The sequence below is a fragment of the Trichococcus sp. ES5 genome (assembly GCF_900067165.1).
Classification (GTDB): domain Bacteria; phylum Bacillota; class Bacilli; order Lactobacillales; family Aerococcaceae; genus Trichococcus; species Trichococcus flocculiformis.
Genome location: NZ_FJND01000001.1, coordinates 427,285 through 446,447 on the forward strand (window position 1 = coordinate 427,285; position 19,163 = coordinate 446,447).

18 protein-coding genes and 1 other annotated feature are annotated in these 19,163 nt (G+C 50.2%); of the genes, 5 read left to right on the plus strand and 13 right to left on the minus strand.

The genetic code is table 11. The features are described 5' to 3' along the window. The first annotated feature begins 37 nt into the window (after positions 1-37). The gene (locus TES5_RS01945) at positions 38-1,228 is read left to right on the plus strand and encodes an MFS transporter (RefSeq protein WP_068559162.1); all 1,191 of its coding nucleotides are present in this window, start codon (positions 38-40) and stop codon (positions 1,226-1,228) included. 74 nt (positions 1,229-1,302) lie between these two features. On the opposite strand, the gene TES5_RS01950 is transcribed toward TES5_RS01945, so the two are convergent. From TES5_RS01950 to TES5_RS01960, 3 genes are all read right to left on the minus strand, one after another. Continuing rightward, complete coding sequence (locus tag TES5_RS01950; protein WP_068559369.1) at positions 1,303-3,939, minus strand: cation-translocating P-type ATPase; 2,637 nt, start codon at positions 3,937-3,939, stop codon at positions 1,303-1,305. Between the two features lie 415 nt (positions 3,940-4,354). Next, a complete protein-coding gene (locus TES5_RS01955; RefSeq protein ID WP_068559164.1) occupies positions 4,355-5,593 on the minus strand; it encodes a peptidase U32 family protein in 1,239 nt (412 codons plus the stop codon). A gap of 34 nt (positions 5,594-5,627) precedes the next feature. After that, on the minus strand, positions 5,628-6,548 hold the full coding sequence (locus TES5_RS01960) for a peptidase U32 family protein (protein ID WP_068559166.1): 921 nt from the start codon (positions 6,546-6,548) through the stop codon (positions 5,628-5,630). A 247-nt stretch (positions 6,549-6,795) separates the two neighbouring features. Here TES5_RS01960 and TES5_RS01965 point away from each other — a divergent pair, with 247 nt between their 5' ends. Then, complete coding sequence (locus TES5_RS01965) at positions 6,796-8,343, plus strand: bifunctional ADP-dependent NAD(P)H-hydrate dehydratase/NAD(P)H-hydrate epimerase (RefSeq protein ID WP_068559168.1); 1,548 nt, start codon at positions 6,796-6,798, stop codon at positions 8,341-8,343. 142 nt (positions 8,344-8,485) lie between these two features. Here TES5_RS01965 and TES5_RS01970 read toward each other — a convergent pair whose 3' ends face one another. Beyond that, positions 8,486-9,091 (minus strand): cob(I)yrinic acid a,c-diamide adenosyltransferase, encoded by a 606-nt coding sequence (locus tag TES5_RS01970; RefSeq protein ID WP_068559172.1) that lies wholly within the window; start codon positions 9,089-9,091, stop codon positions 8,486-8,488. A gap of 213 nt (positions 9,092-9,304) precedes the next feature. On the opposite strand from TES5_RS01970, the gene TES5_RS01975 reads away from it, so the two are divergent. Then, complete coding sequence (locus TES5_RS01975) at positions 9,305-10,591, plus strand: AI-2E family transporter (protein WP_068559174.1); 1,287 nt, start codon at positions 9,305-9,307, stop codon at positions 10,589-10,591. 43 nt (positions 10,592-10,634) lie between these two features. Here the strand turns inward: TES5_RS01975 and TES5_RS01980 are convergent, their stop codons facing one another. After that, a complete protein-coding gene (locus TES5_RS01980) occupies positions 10,635-11,630 on the minus strand; it encodes a sodium:calcium antiporter (RefSeq protein ID WP_068559176.1) in 996 nt (331 codons plus the stop codon). Positions 11,631-11,767: 137 nt separating this feature from the next. After that, the gene (locus tag TES5_RS01985) at positions 11,768-12,391 is read right to left on the minus strand and encodes a hypothetical protein (protein ID WP_068559177.1); all 624 of its coding nucleotides are present in this window, start codon (positions 12,389-12,391) and stop codon (positions 11,768-11,770) included. Between the two features lie 193 nt (positions 12,392-12,584). On the opposite strand from TES5_RS01985, the gene TES5_RS15750 reads away from it, so the two are divergent. After that, positions 12,585-12,734 (plus strand): NRDE family protein, encoded by a 150-nt coding sequence (locus tag TES5_RS15750; protein WP_369813481.1) that lies wholly within the window; start codon positions 12,585-12,587, stop codon positions 12,732-12,734. 50 nt (positions 12,735-12,784) lie between these two features. Here TES5_RS15750 and gpmA read toward each other — a convergent pair whose 3' ends face one another. From gpmA to trpD, 6 genes are all read right to left on the minus strand, one after another. Continuing rightward, the gene (gene gpmA, locus TES5_RS01990; protein ID WP_068559372.1) at positions 12,785-13,471 is read right to left on the minus strand and encodes a 2,3-diphosphoglycerate-dependent phosphoglycerate mutase; all 687 of its coding nucleotides are present in this window, start codon (positions 13,469-13,471) and stop codon (positions 12,785-12,787) included. 74 nt (positions 13,472-13,545) lie between these two features. Next, on the minus strand, positions 13,546-14,322 hold the full coding sequence (gene trpA / locus TES5_RS01995) for a tryptophan synthase subunit alpha (RefSeq protein ID WP_068559179.1): 777 nt from the start codon (positions 14,320-14,322) through the stop codon (positions 13,546-13,548). Further along, positions 14,315-15,496, minus strand: a complete 1,182-nt coding sequence (gene trpB, locus TES5_RS02000; RefSeq protein WP_068559181.1) for a tryptophan synthase subunit beta — start codon at positions 15,494-15,496, stop codon at positions 14,315-14,317. The genes trpA and trpB overlap by 8 nt, the downstream gene beginning before the upstream one ends. Further along, positions 15,493-16,104 carry a phosphoribosylanthranilate isomerase gene (locus TES5_RS02005; RefSeq protein ID WP_068559183.1) on the minus strand — a complete coding sequence of 204 codons (612 nt, stop codon included), beginning with the start codon at positions 16,102-16,104 and terminating at the stop codon, positions 15,493-15,495. Before TES5_RS02005 ends, trpB begins: the two co-directional genes overlap by 4 nt. Beyond that, on the minus strand, positions 16,104-16,886 hold the full coding sequence (trpC, locus tag TES5_RS02010; protein ID WP_068559186.1) for an indole-3-glycerol phosphate synthase TrpC: 783 nt from the start codon (positions 16,884-16,886) through the stop codon (positions 16,104-16,106). Before trpC ends, TES5_RS02005 begins: the two co-directional genes overlap by 1 nt. Continuing rightward, positions 16,883-17,950, minus strand: a complete 1,068-nt coding sequence (gene trpD, locus TES5_RS02015) for an anthranilate phosphoribosyltransferase (protein ID WP_232309255.1) — start codon at positions 17,948-17,950, stop codon at positions 16,883-16,885. Before trpD ends, trpC begins: the two co-directional genes overlap by 4 nt. Before the next feature lie 51 nt (positions 17,951-18,001). Continuing rightward, positions 18,002-18,244: a binding site (T-box leader), on the minus strand. 207 nt (positions 18,245-18,451) lie between these two features. Here trpD and TES5_RS02020 point away from each other — a divergent pair. After that, entirely contained in the window at positions 18,452-18,934 is a 483-nt protein-coding gene (locus TES5_RS02020; RefSeq protein WP_068559188.1) for a DNA-deoxyinosine glycosylase, read from the plus strand. Between the two features lie 84 nt (positions 18,935-19,018). Here TES5_RS02020 and TES5_RS15120 read toward each other — a convergent pair whose 3' ends face one another. After that, positions 19,019-19,159, minus strand: coding sequence for a hypothetical protein (locus TES5_RS15120; protein ID WP_157080382.1), 141 nt, complete (start codon positions 19,157-19,159; stop codon positions 19,019-19,021). Positions 19,160-19,163: the final 4 nt, after the last annotated feature.

Consider the following 19,163-nt stretch of genomic DNA (forward strand, 5'->3'; position numbering starts at 1 on the left):
TTGTATACTAGTGAACTTATTGGGGGAATGTAATTCGATGGGGTATTTTAAGGAGCGTTTGTATCAGCAATATGTGATATTATTCATCTTCTACTTTATGTCCATGGCGGCTTTGTCATCATTGATCACCGTCTACATGCGCGACATAGGAAAAAACGGGTCGGAAATTTCATTCATCCTGATCCTTTCAAACATAATCGCACTCATCATCCAAGGACTGATCGGTTATTCAAACGAGCAATGGGGAACGCGTAAAACGGTGACCATCTACGTCCTGATCTCAGCCGTCATCAGCATGGGACTCTTTTTCTTCACAGGCAACTGGCTCTTTGGGCTCGTTTACGGATTGGCGAACGCCATCACCTTGGGACTCGCACCTCTGTTTGATGTGCTCGCGGCCAACAGTCCTTACAGATTCGGCCAAATTCGCCTCTGGGGAACAATCGGCTATGCGGCCGGGCAACAAATTTCAGGGATCATCTATGATTTTCTGTCTCCAAAATCCATTTTTATTCTCTATCTCGCCTGCTACTTCGCAAGCATCGTGTTCCTTTATACGTTGCCAAAACCGGAGCAACCGATTGTCTCTTCAGAACAGCCAGCCGAGAAGAAAGAAGAAATTTCCGGGGGGCATACAATCAGAAATATATTCCAGAACAAACTTTTCATCACTTATCTGCTTTTGGCGTTCATCATTTTCGGCACGAACACGGTCAACACCAGTTATCTTCCGCTGCTTTTGACCGATACGGGAGCCCCGGTCGCAATTGTCAGCACGACCTTGACCGTAGCCCTGTTTGCGGAAGTCATCGCGATGGCTTTTTCACACCGCTTCATGGACCATTTCACGAATAAACAGCTGCTTCTGGCCGTTTTGTTCCTTTCAGGAACGGAATATCTGATCAATTTCCTGTCGGATGACTTTTTAGTGCTTTCGATAGCGACCGTATTGACCAAGTTTTTCGCTTCCGGAACCTTCATCATGCTGAACCTCAAGATGGTCTCTACCTTGCTGAACCGGAAACTGATCGCTACAGGAACTGCAGTCGTCGCCATGCTTTCCAGGAACATCGGCACCATCTTCTTCCAATTGATGGCGGGTCCGGTAATCGATAATGTAGGGCTCAATTATCTCTACTTGATCCTTTTCGTCTTTACGGTTCTCGCTGCGGTGATTGCCTTGCTGTTCAAAGTACCGGCTCAGCCGAAAGAACGCCTTTTTTCTTGATGATAGCTTTAATCGCAAAAAACGACCAGGGAATCCAATTTCCCCGGCCGTTTTTTTTTAATTTCAGGAATTCATCAGTTTCTGACTCGTTTGATGATCAGTTTCGTCGCTTCCATCAACGCGACGGCGGTCAAGGACAGTCCTGCTGCTATCCCGAAATGCACCAAGCCGAAGTCGGCCGGTATCGAGAAGATGCCGCGCACCGCCGGCAACAAAGTCGCCGCATACAATGTGCTGCAGAAAGCTACAGCATAAAGGACATATTTATTCGAAAAGAAACCCGCTCCGATAGCTGTCTGGGAATTAGAACGCGCTGGAAACGTCTGTAAAGTACGCGCGATGATCAAAGTTGAGAAGGCCATCGCCACACTAATTTCGGCAGAATAAACCATACCGATGAATTGCGAAAGGATGACGGCTCCCCCGATCAGTATCCCTCGGTAGATGACAGAAACGAGCGTATCTCCGGAGAAAATGCCCTCGTTTGGATCCCTTGGTTTGCGACTCATCACATCAGGCTCGCCCTTCTCCATACCCAATGCAATCGCGGGAATCGAATCATTGACCAAGTTGATGAACAGCAGTTGCAGGGCTGTGAATGGATTTACCCAGTCCATCAGCAGCGCTGCGATGATGGCGATGATGGCCCCCAAGTTGCCCGAGAAGAGATAGGCGATGGCTTTCTTGATGTTGTCATAGACGTTGCGGCCTACTCCGACCGCGCTGACGATGGAAACGAAGTTATCGTCGGTCAGCACCATCGCTGCCGCCTCTTTGGCGACATCCGTTCCGCTGCCCATGGCGATGCCGATGTCTGCTTGCTTCAAAGCCGGAGCATCGTTCACCCCGTCACCCGTCATCGCAGTGACATGACCTTTATTCTGCCATGCGCGGACAATCCGGATTTTGTTCTCAGGAGATACCCGAGCATAGACGGATACACGTTCCAAAACAGCATCCAATTCCCGATCACTTAGGTTGTCCAGCTCCTGTCCGGTTAAAGCAAGGTCGTCCTCTCCCGAAATGCCGATATCGCGGGCAATCGCGCGCGCTGTCGTTTTATGGTCGCCGGTGATCATCACCGTTTTGATGCCTGCTTTCTTGGCTTCCGCAACAGCGCCATAAACCTCTTCGCGCGGTGGATCAATCATCGCCATAAGCCCGACCAGAATCAGATCATGCTCCGCATCGAAATCGAGCGCCTCTGCTGCCTCCATCGGCCGATAGGCGAAAGCCAATACGCGGAGGGCACGATCCGAAAAATGTTCATTCTTTTCCTTGATGTTTTCAAGGATTTCATTCGTCAACGGCACCACTTCTCCATCAATCAAAACTTTGGTACTGCGCCCGAAAACCACATCCGGGCCGCCTTTCGTCAGCAACAGATGCTCCCCGTTGATTGTGTGGACCGTCGACATCAGTTTGCGTTCCGAATCGAAAGGCAAGTCCGCCACACGCGGATAAGCTTTCCTTAGCTCATCGTATGGCTGATTCATTTTATTGCTGAAGGCGATCATGGCTACTTCCGTGGGGTCCCCCACCTCGTGTCCGTCCATATTGATGTTGGCATCATTAGCCAAGACGGCGACCTGCATCAAGCGCTGCTCATCGGATGACCAGGTCTGCGGATGAGCATTGAAACTACCGGATTGGCCGTTCACCAAATAATGGTCGACGATTGTCATCTTATTCTGGGTCAAAGTTCCTGTCTTATCGGTGGCTATGATGCTGGTCGATCCCAACGTTTCTACTGCAGACAATTTGCGGATGATCGCATGTTTCTTGGCCATCTTTTTCGTCCCAATCGAAAGGACAATCGTCACGATCGACTGCAGGGCTTCCGGAATCGCTGCAACCGCGACGGCGACAGCGAACATGAAGGCGCTCAGTACGCCGGACCCGATATCCGTCGTTCCCTCCGCCATCATACGGATGAACTGGATTCCGAAAATAAGTCCGGAAAGCATCAGGATGCCCACACCCAATTTTTTACTGAAATGCTCCAGATTCTTTTGCAGCGGCGTTTGCTTTGCCAACGCATTATCCAATAAGTTCGCCACCTTACCGATTTCGGTGTCGTTGGCGATGGCGGTGACGATGAATTCTCCCCGGCCGTACACAGCCAGCGTTCCGCTATGGACCATATTCGAGCGATCGCCCACCGGAACTGCTCCGTTGATATCCATCACTTCTTTATCGGCGGGGATGGACTCCCCGGTCAGCATCCCTTCATCCACCTTGAGCGCACTCGCTTCAAACAGTCGACCGTCTGCCGGGACATAATCACCAGCATCCAGGCTGACGATATCTCCGATGACCAATTCCCTAGCAGGAACGGTCATCCTCATACCGGCCCTTTTAACTTTTGCCATCGGAGCGGACAAACTTTTCAATGCATCCAGCGAGCCTTCTGCTTTCCTTGTCTGGATGACGCTGACAATCGCATTGATCATCAGAACTGCAAAGATAATCAATGATTCTGCTGCATGCCCCATCACCATCTGAATGGTAGCAACAGCCAGCAACACCAGAACCATTGCATCCTTGAACGTCTCAACAAACAACTTCAGGACCGAATCTCGTTCCTTCGTTTCCAATTCGTTGAACCCGTGCTCCGCTTGCTTCGTTTTGACGGACTGTTCATCGAGACCTTCTTTAGTGCTGCCCGTTTCCGCAAAAATATTCTCCAAGCTTTTCTGGTATGCCGCCAAGGAATCCCCTCCAGGTTTGTTATTGTGCGGGTAGCCCGCATTCTTTTTTGCCGCTATCGTTTTCGTGGTTGTTCTTTCGTTTTCCATCTGAAATCCCCCTGTTATTGGATATCTATTTTTAACCAGCCGTTGCTCCCTTATCTGTTTCCTGCTTCAAGTTTTCGCCGCGCTTCCCTCCTTGTTTTCCGCAAATAACTAATAAAAAAGAGACTTATGCACTAACGTCTCTCTCAAGAAACGTTAGGCATAAGTCTCACTATTTAAGGCAACACCAGAAGACCCTCTCGGATCTACTTATTGTTGGCATTGCCACAGCAAAGCTGCTAGTTACTCCCTTACGGAAAAACTTCTATTCAGTTCTTAATCAATATAAACGGTAAGCCCGAAAAAAGCAAGTCTTAAGCTTACACTTTTTCTATTTCTTTTTGCGGATCATATCGAAACGTTCAACCGCGAAAGGAACTTTCATCTTCACGATCATCATGGCATTGGGTGCACGGTCGATCGCTTCATCGTGTTCGTTCCAGATGGCTTCCACAGTCAGCTTATTGTGGCGCAGGCCGGGACCGTAAAATTCGATTTCGTCCCCGACACCGAAATTGTTCCGTTGCTGAATTGTGGCCATCTGCGTTTCCGGATCATATGCCATCACTTGGCCGACGAACCCGTAGCGCGGAATTTTGCGGCGTTGGCCGAAGAGCTGTTCATCCTCGGTAGGATCTTTGTAGAAGAAGCCGGTCGCCAATTCGCGTTGGGCGACTTTCCACAATTCATCCACCCATTCCTGCTTCAATTCGTAATGATCTGGATCGGCGCAATAAGCATCCACAGCTTTGCGGTAAACATTGACTACCGTAGACACGTAGTGGATCGATTTCATGCGCCCTTCTATCTTCAGGCTGTCTACGCCGCTCTCGATCAGGTCGGGCAGGTGTTCCAGCATCGACAGATCGACGGCACTCATGGAGAATTTCTCTTCGATGCCTTCTTCGCCGGCACCTACAGGGTTCTGTTGTCCCAACAACGGCATATCGAACAAGCCATATTTCCAACGGCAAGACTGCGCGCAGCCTCCGCGGTTGGCATCACGGTTCGACATGTGGTTGGAGAGGACACAACGGCCCGAATAGGAGATGCACATCGCCCCGTGGACGAAGGCTTCGATTTCAACATCGGTCTTCTCATTCATTTCCTGGATTTCTGCCATCGATACTTCACGGGCCAAAACAACGCGTTCCAAGCCTTCGCTCGCCCAAAAATTGAGCGTCTGGTAATTGGTCGCGGAAGCCTGTGTCGACAAATGGATCGGCAAGCCGGGTGCATCGGTCACCGCAATTTCCATCAGCGCTGGATCCGAAATCAGCACCGCATCGATGCCGATATCGCGGATTGTGCGGAAGAATTCGCCTGCACCTTCCTCGTTGCCTTCATGGGTGACCATGTTCGCGGCGACATAGATCTTCGAACCGTGGCTATGTGCAAAAGCGACTGCTTCAGCCATTTCCTCATAGTCGAAATTGCCTGCGCGGCTGCGCAATCCATAAGCTTCTCCACCGATATAGACGGCATCAGCTCCGTAGTGGATGGCTGTCTTCAATTTTTCTAATGTTCCGCCCGGGGCCAAGACCTCGGGCTTCTTTGTTATTGTTCGCATGTGTGTACACTCTCTTTCTTTCAGTATCAAAGTATCAGACAACTTCGTTCGGATCCTTGGAATAGAATCCGGTATCCAACTCACGGTTGGCGGGATGCAAAGCACGCAGTTCGGCATCCAAGCGTTCCGCCAATGCTTCCGTCCAGTTCCCTTCAGCCAGGGCTTCGCGCGCCTCAACGAACAGCTTCGCGATTGCGACAAAATTTTCTCCCGGTGTGAACAACCCGTCCAACATCCATTGCGAGACACCGATAGCCGTCAGTTCGCCCAGATGAGGCATCAAATCAAGATCATTGTTGGCGAAGATGTGCGTTCCGTTGCGGTCCTGATAGATGGAATAATGGGAATCCACTTTTTTCGGCTCGGAAATGAACAACCCGCGCTCTTTGTTCACCGCTTCCTCTTTCTCGATGAAATTGAAGTAGTTTTCAAGCAAATTACGTTTTGATTGGTGGATGCAAGTAGCACCGTACACCAATACTTCGACCGGAACCAAAGCGCCCGGAATGAGTTTCTTCATTTCCTCGAAAGGCACTTCGCGGGCCAGCACGGAACCGACCGCTCCCCTTTTCGCCCAGAAATTGATCTGTCCGCTTGAAGTCACCATGACTTGTGCGTCATAACGGTAAGGGATGAACAAATCCTGTTCCCGCATGACCTGCACGACGCCGGGGTCGCCCAACGTGATGCTGTCGACTTCCGCTTCACGCAGGAAAGCCAGATATTCGGCCACCTGGTTGATCCGATCGTTATGGAAGATCGCGTTCACCGCGGCACTGACTTGCGCGCCTTTCTCATGCGCATAGGCAATGACCTCACGTTGTTCCTCTCTGGTGAAGGAATACGGCAAACGAAGGCCGTACTCATCCTCTCCTATATATAGTATATCTACACCGCAATCCACCAATTCCTTGGCTTGCGCTACTGACTCGGCTGTTGCAATCAGCTCGATCATCCTACATTCCTCCCTTATTCGAGTTCCTTGATAAGATTATCACATTACTTATAAAAAGTGAATGACTGTTTTCCCTAAGTTTTTAGAAATTTACTGTGCAAAAGTGCTGTGGCTTGTTAAGACAATCATTAGATTCCGCCTATATATAGCTATATCAGGCTCCCCGTATTCTTTCCAGCACTAAGAATGGTATAATAGCAAATGTGAAAATGGAATGACATCCATCAACGTTCAGGAGGAATATTTAATGAAAAAACTTGTCAACAGCCAACAGATGAAGAAAATCGACGCCTTTACGATCGATGAAATCGGCATCCCAGCCATGGTGCTGATGGAAAATGCAGCGAATGAGGTCGTCGCAGCCATGGAAGAACGCATATCAGGAGAGGACATCATCCTCGTGATCTGCGGTTCAGGCAATAACGGCGGCGACGGAATGGCGGCAGCCCGCATTTTGTTGAACCACGGCTTCCAGGTGGATGTATTCCTGATCGGTGAGCGTGACAAATTATCGCCTGAGTCCAGAAAACAACTCGATATCATCGAAAACCTGGAAATGGTCATCTGGGATGACATCAGCGAAATCAATTTCAAAGGCTACACCGTCTTGGTCGATGCGATTTTCGGCATCGGGTTGGACAGGCCGGCAGAAGGAAAATACGCGGAGACGATCCAACTCATGAACGCGTTCCAAGGATATGTCTTTGCCGTCGACATCCCATCCGGCATCTCAGCCGACAATGGACAAGTGCTCGGGACCGCTGTCCGGGCGGATGTGACCATCACTTTCGGAATCGAAAAAATCGGCCAGCTGCTTTACCCAGGTTCTTTGCACACCGGAAAATTGATCGTCAGCGACATCGGTTTCCCGCCAAGCGCCATGGATGTCATTTCTTCGAATGTGCTGTTCTATGAAGAGAGCGATCTTTTTTCGCTTCCGAGACGCGCGGCCTATTCGAACAAAGGCACTTACGGCCGGGTCGTGATCATCGCCGGATCCGCAAACATGAGCGGGGCTGCCTTCTTGGCGGCAAAAGCCGCCTACCGTTCCGGCGCAGGTCTTGTCCAGATCATCACACCGGATGAGAACCGCGCCATCCTTCAGATGCAGCTGCCTGAAGCCATCCTGACGACTTACCAGCCGGATGGATTGGATCAGGAGAGCGAACGCCTGAAAATCATCGACGCAGTGTCCAGCGCCGATGCGATTGTTGTCGGACCTGGAATCGGGAGGTCCGATGCAGCCCGCACTGTAGTTGATTTGGTTCTCGAAAACAGCCAGATCCCTTTGATCATCGATGCGGATGCTTTGAATATCCTTTCCGATCGTTTCAACGACGCAGCTTTACCGGGGAACGATTCCCGTGCCCGTATCAGCGCAGTGGCGCAGGCCGTTCCAGTGGGGAGCATCCTTACCCCGCATTTGAAAGAACTGGCGCGTCTTTTGGCTAAGGACATGGTGGAAATAAAAGCGGACCTCCTGGGGTCTGCGGCGTTCTGCACGGCTGATTCAGATTTGACCTTTGTCATGAAGGATGCCCGGACTGTGGTTGCCCATCAGGATGAGCATTACATCAACGCGAGCGGCAACAACGGCATGGCGACAGGCGGTTCTGGTGATGTCCTGACCGGCATCATCGCCGGCTTGTTGGCTCAAGGTTTGGCCCCTTCCGAGGCGGCTAAATTGGGCGTCTACATCCACGGTTTGGCAGGGGATATCGCAGCCCAAGAAAAATCCGAATACAGCTTGATGGCTTCCGATCTCATCGAAGCTTTGCCGGCGGTATTACGCTGATTTTTTAACTTGCTACAAGTAAAACGCACAATGATACCGGCCGTCTGTGGCTGGTGTCATTGTGCGTTTTTGATTTGATTCATGTGTGACTATTCTTTCGTGGGCTGTGGCCGGAGGAAAAACCTGGCCTTGGCCGCCTCCTTTATTCCGTTTTCTTCTTGGAATTGCCCGCTTCACCGGAAATACGGAATACTTTTTCACTGCGCTCGTATGGCACGTCAGGAACGCCTTTGCGGGCATTGGCGACCCGGGCCACGACAAACAGATAATCAGAAAGCCGGTTGATGAACTTCAGGACGAACGGATTCACTTCTTCCGGCTCTTGCTCCATGAAGGTGACGATCCGGCGTTCCGCGTCGCGGGTCGTCGTCCGCAAAATGTGGAACCAGCTGGCCAGTTCCGTTCCGCCCGGTATGATGAAGTACTGAGTCTCCTCCGGCTCTTCGCTGTAGCCATCGATTTTCTTCTCCAACCAGTCGATGTGATCCTGTGCGATCTTGTACTCCCGGTGCCCTTTAGGGATCGACAGATCTGAGGAACAATCGAACAGGAACTGCTGGATGAGCGCCATGTCCTCCTGGATGTCCTCGCCGCAATCATTTTTCGTACCGACTAGCCCGAACCATGAGTTCAGACCGTCCAGCGCGCCGAAAGCTTCGATCCTCTCGGCGTTTTTCGGAAGAGCTTTGCCACCTCCGATACGTGTGTTGCCTTTATCGCCTGTGCGTGTATAGATGCTGTATTTCATTTGTTGCCGTCCTCCTCTGGTGTTGTTTTTTGTTCTGTCATTTTAACACATTTCATTCCGGGACCACTCAAACGAGCAATCGTATGACAGAATTTCCCGGAAATAGGACCTTTGCAGTATGGATTTCAAAGGGAACTCTGGTAAACTAAAAATAGAAACCCGCTATGCCGCTATACGGGCCAAATCCGGCTACGGCATAAGAAAGGACAGCATATGCAAAAGAAAGAAACGAAAATAACAATACCCGAAGATACGCGCCTCATCTCCTTTTTGGGCGGCAAGACAATCATCTATATCCTGTCCGCCCTGATTCTGATCGGCATACTCATCTTCACGATGGATACCATCTCCTTCATCTTCAAACCGCTGCAGATCATGTTTTCAACAGTCGTAGCACCCGTGATTTTAGCAATCGTCTTCTATTATATCTTCAATCCGCTGGTGACCTTCCTCGAAAGAAGGAAAATCAACCGGGGAATGGCGACATCGCTCGTCTTCGTCCTCTTCATTTTTATGTTGGTCTACGGATTTGTGCTTTTGGTTCCGATTTTATCGAATCAGCTGACGAATCTGGTCAATGAATTTCCTACCTATATCGAACAAATGAATGCCTATTTCGACAGACTGCTCGCAAACAGCACCTTCAAGGATTATTATGAACAAGCGCAAAATTGGTTGGACAGCACCGTGGGCAGCATCCCTGAAATGATTCTGGCCTGGATCGGCAATTCAAGCGAAAAAATTATGAACATCTTTTCCACAATTTCGAGCGTAGTGGTCGTGACTGTCACTTTCCCGGTCATCCTTTTTTTCATGCTGAAGGACCAAGGGAAGTTCAAACCATTTGTCATGAAGAACGTCCCGCCTGTTTTTCGTGATGATGTCGAAAAAATATCCAGACAGATGTCGCTTCAGGTCGGATCCTATGTCCAAGGCCAGTTGCTAGTTGCCTTGAGTCTGGGCGCTTTGTTGATAGTCGGGTACTTGATCATCGGGTTGGATTATGCCTTCGTCCTTGCCCTGATCGCTACCTTGACAGCGGTCATCCCTTTCATCGGCGCCACTATTGGCGTTATACCAGCCTTGTTCGTTGCAGCCTTCACTTCACCAGCCATGCTCCTAAAAATGGGCGTCGTCTGGGCATTGGCACAGTTCATCCAAGGCAACATCATCGAACCGAGCATCATGGGTCGAAATTTGAAAATGCATCCGTTGACGATCATCATCGTTTTGTTGATTATGGGCAATCTTCTGGGTTTAATCGGTATGATTCTGGGCGTGCCATTGTTCGCGATGCTGAAAATACTGCTAGAGCATGTACTCGAAAAGTTCAAGATTCGGTACAATCGTTACTTTGCTGAAGTGGCGGGTCCTTTCGAGCTGGAAGAGGAAGAGCCTGTCTTGGTGAACGGCTCTACCCCCGTTAAGGATTTCGCGACCGTTGCTGTGGTCCAGGATGTTCCTGATAATGATAACGAAAACGGTACAGAAGAACGATAACCAAAAAGGTTCGCGATCCCCGCGGGGATCGCGAACCTTTTTTCTATAGAAAATAGTTCCATATCAAATACACGAGATAGAAAAAAATCAAAATCCGCCCTTCTTTTCTGCTGATTACTTCCCGTTTATTGTTGTAGGAAAAGTACCCCAAAACTGCCAGGAGAATAGCCAAAGCCGGAAAATGGATCTGATAGAAATCCGAACTGACGACCATTCCTCCCGGTGTCAATCCTAATGCCACACCAAGAACGAACAAAGTATTCAACAGATTGGACCCCATGATGTTCCCCATCGCCAATGCGCCGTAGCCTTTTTTTACGGAAACAATCGTCGTACTTATTTCCGGCAGTCCGGTTCCGAAGGCAACGACCGTGGAAGCGATGACCGATTCAGGGATACCAATCCGGAAAGCTCCGATTTCAACCGTACTCACCAAAACAGAGGCACTCGCAATCACAAACCCCGCACTGATGAGCAATTTAATCAATTTGACCAGAATTGACAGGTCTTTCTCCTTGTCTTCCTCTATGATAGCCTCTTGATCCGACTTCTTTCCTTCCCGCACTGTCCAGTAGAAATAAACCGGAGTGAGCAAAAGGAAAACTATACCCAGCCACTGTGGTATCTTGCCTTGTCCATCCGCATGAAAAATCGGCAAGGAAGAGAGAATCAACAAGAGCGAAAGCGCCGACAAAACAGTGTGTTTATATGCCGTCTTCCGGTTGACGGGTATGCTACCATAAAGCGCGCCGATCCCCAGAATGAAGCTGGTATTCACGATCGTCGAACCAATGACATTACCCAAAGAAAGAATCCCGTTGCCCTTCAAGGACGAAGAAATCGACACCGCTAATTCCGGTAGGGAGGTTCCCAAAGAAACAATTGTTGCGCCGATGACCAGTTCGGACATCCCCCACTCCAAAGACAATGAAATGGCCTCATCAACTAAAATATCCGTCGCCTTTGACAACACCAAAATACAGAGGACAAGCACTGCAACCAGCACATATCCGTTCATTTGTTCCAATAGCAGCTGCATAGTCCCCTCCCTTAACATGATAATCTGATCTTCTCATCTAATAAGTCACTTGCTGATAATCTGATGGTATTTCAAAAGCATCCTCCGAAACATTATCTGACAATTCGAGAATTTCCATGATCGATTCAAAGGACTCATCAATCGTCTTGATTTTTTTTCAGGTTGGAGCCATCAAAATAATAGAATATCTGAGTTCCGCCCTCAGTGCGGTATTCCTCGTACACCAGACCGTCTTCCTCACCACTGCCGATGTACTCGATGTCATCCACCTCGACCGGCTCGCTTGATTCCGGCATTTCCGGTAGAGTCTCATCACCCTCAGCCGTTGTCTGGGGCATAACAATCACCGTTTTACTGACATGGTCGATCATATAGATATTGCCGTCCATCATCACCATTTCAGTTTCGGTGTCTGCGGATTTTGATTGCATCGCGGTTCTGTCGCCCGAAACGGTCATCATCGTTTCGGATTCCATCATTTCACCTTCAAATGTTGTAGTGGAACGAAAAGCCATATAGTAATTGCCGCTTTCCATAATTTCTATGTAGCTTTTTGAAAGTTTACCCAAACGGTCGCCGATTTCAGTGGATTCTGCCGATGCGTTTTCCTTGTCGCTGCTCGTGGTATCTGCCGCCGAACTGCTCTGCGCTGTCGCTTGAGTTGAACTTTCGTCTTCAGCTGTTTCCTGTGTTTGGTTGCAACTTGCCAAAAAAAGACTGGCCAACAGTACTGCCCAATATTTTTTTCTATCTTTCAGCATCTTAAAACAACTCCTTCGAATAGTGTTGATCCTTTCGCTGCAATTCCGATTGGCGTGATGCTATTTCCTTTATCCTTATTATAGCTCATATCCTGCGCGTTTTGAAATTTGGCATAAGCGTTCGAGCATCCGACAAAAGACCTTACACAACGCGATTTTTCATTTCAGCCTAACATTCGGTGCGTGTTATTTCATCCGGACGGAACGCTACGGCACTCGCTCCACGACACTGATCCTCATCGACCATTGCGATCAGGTTACTTTCGTGGAAAGATGTTACCTGCCAGATGGAACCAGCAGTGACGTCCGTTTCAACTTTCTATTGATGGCTGAAGAAAAATGATGCAACAAAAGATGCGGCCGGGATTCCGATTCCTGGCCGCATCTTTTTTGTTAAAGATAGTATTTCCTGATAATCGTCAGGTCATCATTCAATTCATAGACCAACGGTTGCCCGGTAGGAATTTCCAAGGCCATGATCTCATCATCGGGTATTTCTTCGATATATTTGATCAAAGCCCGCAACGAGTTTCCGTGGGCCGCCACCAAAATCGTCTTGCGATCCAATACCGCCGGAGCGATCTGGTCTTCCCAGAATGGGATGACGCGGTCCAAAGTGGTTTCCAAATTTTCCCCCATCGGAATGACACGCTTCTGCAGGTTGGCGTACCGTCGATCCCTGACCGGTGACAGCGGATTATCCGGATCCATCAGCGGCGGCAACGTATTGTAGGAGCGTCGCCATTTCAGGACTTGGTCTTCTCCATATTTTTCGGCCGTTTCCTGTTTGTTCAGTCCTTGCAGATCGCCATAGTGCCGTTCATTGAGCCGCCAACTCTTCACTTCCGGTATCCATAATTGATCCATTTCATCCAGAACAATATGGCACGTTTTGATCGCCCGCTGCAACACGGACGTGAACGCCATATCAAATTCAATCCCGGCTTCCTTGAGTTTCCGTCCGGCTTCTCTCGCTTCCCTAACGCCCTGTTCACTCAAATCGACATCCGTCCAGCCCGTAAACAGGTTCAATAAATTCCACTCGCTTGCGCCATGACGAATCAAAATGATTTTCCTCATCACCATCACTACTTTCCGCCTATATTTTTCTTTCATTATACTGCTACAAGCGGTCTGGTTCACGTTTAAGGACTTCAGTTACCGCTGCGGATGGCCCCCACCATTTCCGCCACGAAGGCTCCGACCGGTTTGGGCGAATCCTTCCCGTACTGTTCCATGATGTTGATGATTGCGGAACCGATGATGACGCCATCACCGACTTCGCTCATGGCTTTGGCTTGTTGCGCGTTGGAAATCCCGAAGCCGATGGCGCAAGGGATGTCGCTGATTTTGCGGATTTCCGCCAAAATGCTGCCGATATCGGTCGTGATGTCGCTGCGCACGCCGGTGACTCCTAAGGAAGAAACGACATACAGGAAGCCTTCAGCTTCTTTGGCGATCATGGCGATCCGTTCCGCAGAGGAAGGTGCCACCATGGAAATGTAAGTGATGCCATGATCCCGGCAGGCTTCCTGGATGAAGCCCTTCTCCTCGAACGGAACGTCCGGGATGATGACGCCGTCGACGCCGGTCTCTTTGCAGCGCGCCATGAATTTATCGATGCCGTAGACGAACACCGGATTGATGTAGGTCATGAAGACGAAAGGCGTATCGATTTCGGTGCGCAATTCAGTCACCATTTGGAAAATATCGTCGGTATTGATGCCGTTCGCCAAAGCCCGCTCATCGGCTTTTTGGATTGCCGGGCCTTCCGCAACGGGATCGGAGAACGGGATGCCGATTTCGACGATGTCCGCTCCGTTCGCAACGATTTCCCTGATGATTGTTTTCGTGGTTTCCAAGTCTGGATCCCCTGCAGTAATGAAAGGGATGAATGCTTTATGCTTAAAGGCTGCTGTGATCTTATTCATGGATGTCAACTCCCTTGTATCTTGCGATTGCTGCAACGTCCTTATCGCCACGGCCCGACAAACAAATAACGATGATTTTTTCGGGATCCAGCGTCGGCGCCAAAACCATAGCGTGCGCGATTGCATGTGAACTTTCGATTGCCGGGATGATGCCTTCCATCCGCGCCAGATATTCAAAGGCGGCGACAGCTTCGTCATCCGTCACTGAAACATACTCAGCGCGGCCCCGGTCATAGAGGTCCGCATGCTCAGGCCCGATGCCCGGATAGTCCAGTCCAGCCGATATCGAATAAACAGGAGCGATTTGGCCGTATTCATCCTGGCAGAAATAGGATTTCATGCCGTGGAAAATGCCCGGCGTACCGGTCGCGATTGTCGCAGCCGTATCTTGGGTGTGGATGCCTCTGCCGGCAGCTTCGCAGCCGATCAAGCGCACGCTTTCGTCGCCGATGAAGTCATAGAAAGTCCCGATCGCATTCGAGCCACCGCCAACGCAAGCCATCACGACATCCGGCAGCTTGCCTTCCGCCTTGGCCATCTGAGTTTTTGTCTCTTCCCCGATGATTTTCTGGAAATCGCGGACCATGGTCGGGAATGGATGCGGCCCCATGACCGAGCCGATGCAGTAATGCGACTCTTCGAACGTTGAAGCCCAATCCTTCATCGCTTCGTTGACCGCGTCCTTAAGCGTGGCAGTGCCGCTTGTCACAGGAATCACTTTCGTGCCCAGCAATTCCATTCGGAACACGTTCAAGGCTTGGCGCTGGGTGTCCTCTTCGCCCATGTAGACGACGCACTCCATGTCCAAAAGCGCAGCTGCTGTGGCAGTAGCCACGCCGTGCTGGCCGGCGCCGGTCTCAGCGATAATGCGTTTCTTGCCCATCTTTTTGGCCAACAATACTTGGCCGAGCGCATTGTTGATCTTATGCGAGCCCGTGTGGTTCAGGTCTTCGCGTTTCAGGTAGACTTTTGCTCCGCCGAGGTTCTTTGTCATCTTTTCCGCGTAATAGAGGCGGGATGGCCGGCCTGCGTAGTTGTCCAACAGATCGTTCAATTCTTTTTTGAAGTCCGGATCCTCTTTGAGTCGGAAAAAAGCCTCCGATAGTTCCAAACAAGCGTTCATCAAGGTTTCGGGAATGAACTGTCCCCCATGTGCTCCAAAATAACTTGTCATTTTTTTGACCTCCCAATGATTTCCATTACTGCTCTGATTTTTTCAAAATCCTTCACGCCGTCCGTTTCGACGCCGCTCGAGATGTCCACTGCGTATGGCTGCATCTGCTTGATGGCCCCCTCAAGATTGCCGGCGTGCAGGCCGCCCGCCAGGAAGAATGGCTGAGTTGCTTCCTTAAGCAAATCCCAGTTGAATGTCTTTCCGGTTCCACCTGCCACACCGCTTTGGTATGTGTCATAGAGGAGAATATCGGCAGCGTATGCCTTCTTGACATCAGCGGCGTCCTTGACCGCAACCGCTTTGATGATCGGAAGTGTGATCCACTTGCCCAACTCTTCTATATAAGCGTTATCCTCATCGCCGTGGAGCTGCACGATCTGGATTGCCCGGCTCTCCACGATTGCGACGATGTTTTCGATCGGTTCGTTGACGAAGACGCCGACTGCCGGAATGGCTTCGTCTAGGGCGGCCCTGATTTCCAGCGCCTGTTCCAACGATATCTGGCGCTTGCTGGGAGCGAAGATGAAGCCTGCAAAATCCGGGCGTAGCTCGTTCAGCATTTCAGCATCCTCGACTCGTTTCAGACCGCAGATTTTTACTTTAACCATCAGCCGATTCCCCGAAGGCGATCGAGCATGCCTTTTTTGTCTGGAGAAACCATCATCGTTTCGCCGATTAGGATCGCATCGACGTTTCCCGCTTCCAATTCGATGACTTGCTGTCTTTCCGAGATGCCGCTCTCGGCCACGAAAAGGATGTCATCCGGCACCAGTGCGCGCAGCCTGATGGACTGTTGGATATCCACTTTGAAAGTCTTCAAGTCTCTGTTGTTGACGCCGATCATTTTTGGGTTCGTCCGCAACGCTTTCAGGAGCTCTTCTTCGGTGTGGGCCTCCACCAGGGCCGAAAGTCCCAGTTCGCGGGCCAAGCGTTGGAAAGCATCCAACTCTTCTTCCGTCAGGATGGTCGCGATCAACAGTACGGCATCCGCGCCGATGAACTTCGCCTCATAAATCTGATAGGCATCGATGATGAAATCTTTCCGGATGACCGGAAGCGATACTGCCTGTTTTATCTCCGTCAGGAAGCGATTTTCGCCTTGGAAAAAATCGGGCTCCGTCAATACCGATAGCGCGGATGCGCCTGCTTCTTCGTAGGCCTTGGCGATTTCGAGGTATGGGAAATCCTCCACAATCACGCCTTTCGAAGGGGACGCCTTCTTGCATTCGCAGATGAAACGGATCCCTTCACCGGTCAGCGCCTTTTCGAATGGGAAATCCTGATTGGTCGGCATCGCCAAGGCGGCTTGCTTCATTTCTTCCAATGGGATTGCCTGTTTGGCTTTTTCCACGCGTATTTTTGTCGCTGTTATGATCTCGTCCAATATCATTTTGTCGCCTCCTGTGATGCAGTGATGAATTGCTTTAATTTCCCCAGTGCCGCTCCGCTGTCGATGAGTTCGGCTGCACGTTTGATGCCGTCAGCGATCGTATAATCGTCGTTGGCCAGATAAATGGCCATGCCGGCGTTCAACAGTACGGTATCGCGCTTCGGTCCTTTTTCGCCACTTAGGATAGCCAAGGCGATTGCGGCATTTTCAGCCGGTTCCCCGCCAACCAGATCTTCGTTGGTGCAGTACTCGAAGCCGTAATCTTTCGGATCGAATGTGAAGTGGGTGACCTTGCCGTCGCGGAGCTCCGCTACTTCCGATGTTGTGGTCAAAGTTATTTCATCCAGACCGTCATTGCCACCGAACACCAAAGCTCTTTCCATCTGCAATTGGTTCAGCACTTCAGCCATCGTGTCCACCAGCGCGACATCATACACGCCGAGCAACTGCATATTCGCATTTGCCGGGTTCGCCAATGGCCCCAGAACGTTGAAGATCGTCCGGACGCCCATTTCTTTCCTGACGGGTGCCGCATGTTTCATCGATGGATGGTATTTTTGGGCGTACATGAAGCACATGCCGATTTCTTCCAACATCGACTCGCTGTGCTGCGCGCTGGCTTCGATGTTCACACCCAACGCTTCCAGCACATCCGCGCTGCCGCATTTGCTTGAGGAGCTGCGGTTGCCGTGTTTCGCCACCGGAATCCCTGCGGCTGCGATGACAAAGGAAGATACGGTCGAGATGTTGAAGGTGAAGGATTGATCGCCGCCGGTTCCGACGATGTCCAATGCATTCTTCTTAGTCTGCACCTTATTGGAAAAATTCCGCATCACTTCTGCGGAAGCACTGATTTCTCCGGCTGTCTCGCCTTTCATCCGCATCGCTGTCAGATATGCCGCGATCTGGACCGGGCTGGCTTGACCGCTCATGATCTGGTGCATGATAGTTTTCGTCAATTGCGGGGAAAGTTCTTCTTTTTTCACCAGTTTGTCGATAGCCGCCTTCATGCTGTCTTGCGGGAGAATTTCTTCGGTCTGTTTCGTCTCTTTTATCTCTAGCATATCCTTCACCTCGTCATTTTTTGTGTACAAAAAAAGCCCTTGTCCCCCCTTTAAAGGGACAAGAGCTTGCATTCTCCTGCGATACCACCCAAATTGACGAAATGAATCGCCCACTCGTTCACATACCAACATATGTGCCTGTCTGTTAACGGACCAGGTTCCCCGTTTGCCCCTACTCTTTTCAAGGCAACCCTCTCAAGTCCATTCGGCATCCCCTTCGCTATCGCACTCTCACTGGCGGCGACTCTCTGGAAACAAGGTATGATGCGTACTCCTCTTGATTATCGGTTTGATTAGATGGAAATGATTTTTCTAACGTTTTCTTAATGTTGGGATTATTTTAACGCATCGCCATCCTTCCGTCAACTGTTTTTATTTTATATTTTAAAAAAATCGGCAAGCGCGAATGTTTCCAGCTCCGGTGCGGTTTTGGTAGAATGGAGACAAATTTGAATTTGAAAGGATGCGTTCCGACTGAAACAATCCGACAAACTTTACTCAATGCCGCCTGTCATCGATTCTCAAGCCCATATCCTGATTCTGGGATCGATGCCAGGCGCGAAGTCGCTGGAAGTACAGCACTATTACGGCAATCCCAGGAACCATTTCTGGGAAATCATTTTCTCCCTGCTCGGTGAGGAGGATCCGGTGACCTACGAAGAGCGCCTATCGCTGCTGAAAAAGCATCATGTCGCCCTCTGGGACGTCATCCACTCCTGTTACCGAGAAGGCAGCCTCGATTCGGCCATCAAAGAGGAATATCCGAACGACTTGAAGACTCTTCTGCGCGAACATCCCCAGATTAAGGCCATCGCCTTCAACGGCGGAAAGGCGTTCCGTAGCTACAAAAAGCACTTCGGTCTGGACGAAAACTCCGGCTTGGTCTACCTGCCGCTCCCCTCGACCAGCCCGATGCGCGGCAAGCATGTCAAAACATTGCCCGAAAAACTGGAAGCCTGGTCAGTGCTGGAGGAATATCTTTGATGCAGACGGAAGATTTCCGAAGATGTCCGATATCGCCGATGAATCGGACATCCGGCAGCAGGCTTGGGCGCTGATTGTCCGATATTACTGATGAATCGGACATCCGCTGTTCAGCGTCGTTGCTGATTGTCCGATATTACCGATGAATCGGACATCCACTGATCGGCGTCGATACTCGTTGTCCGATATCGCTGATGAATCGGACAACCACAGCCCAATTACCATGCAA

Coding starts and splice junctions, on each gene's coding strand:
- TES5_RS01945 (WP_068559162.1), top strand. CDS start 38: ATGGGGTATTTTAAGGAGCGTTTGTATCAGCAATATGTGATATTATTC.
- TES5_RS01955 (WP_068559164.1), bottom strand. CDS start 5,593: ATGCGAACAATAACAAAGAAGCCCGAGGTCTTGGCCCCGGGCGGAACA.
- TES5_RS01960 (WP_068559166.1), bottom strand. CDS start 6,548: ATGATCGAGCTGATTGCAACAGCCGAGTCAGTAGCGCAAGCCAAGGAA.
- TES5_RS01965 (WP_068559168.1), top strand. CDS start 6,796: ATGAAAAAACTTGTCAACAGCCAACAGATGAAGAAAATCGACGCCTTT.
- TES5_RS01970 (WP_068559172.1), bottom strand. CDS start 9,091: ATGAAATACAGCATCTATACACGCACAGGCGATAAAGGCAACACACGT.
- TES5_RS01975 (WP_068559174.1), top strand. CDS start 9,305: ATGCAAAAGAAAGAAACGAAAATAACAATACCCGAAGATACGCGCCTC.
- TES5_RS01980 (WP_068559176.1), bottom strand. CDS start 11,630: ATGCAGCTGCTATTGGAACAAATGAACGGATATGTGCTGGTTGCAGTG.
- TES5_RS01985 (WP_068559177.1), bottom strand. CDS start 12,391: ATGCTGAAAGATAGAAAAAAATATTGGGCAGTACTGTTGGCCAGTCTT.
- gpmA (WP_068559372.1), bottom strand. CDS start 13,471: ATGAGGAAAATCATTTTGATTCGTCATGGCGCAAGCGAGTGGAATTTA.
- trpA (WP_068559179.1), bottom strand. CDS start 14,322: ATGAATAAGATCACAGCAGCCTTTAAGCATAAAGCATTCATCCCTTTC.
- trpB (WP_068559181.1), bottom strand. CDS start 15,496: ATGACAAGTTATTTTGGAGCACATGGGGGACAGTTCATTCCCGAAACC.
- TES5_RS02005 (WP_068559183.1), bottom strand. CDS start 16,104: ATGGTTAAAGTAAAAATCTGCGGTCTGAAACGAGTCGAGGATGCTGAA.
- trpC (WP_068559186.1), bottom strand. CDS start 16,886: ATGATATTGGACGAGATCATAACAGCGACAAAAATACGCGTGGAAAAA.
- trpD (WP_232309255.1), bottom strand. CDS start 17,950: ATGCTAGAGATAAAAGAGACGAAACAGACCGAAGAAATTCTCCCGCAA.
- TES5_RS02020 (WP_068559188.1), top strand. CDS start 18,452: ATGCCGCCTGTCATCGATTCTCAAGCCCATATCCTGATTCTGGGATCG.
- TES5_RS15120 (WP_157080382.1), bottom strand. CDS start 19,159: ATGGTAATTGGGCTGTGGTTGTCCGATTCATCAGCGATATCGGACAAC.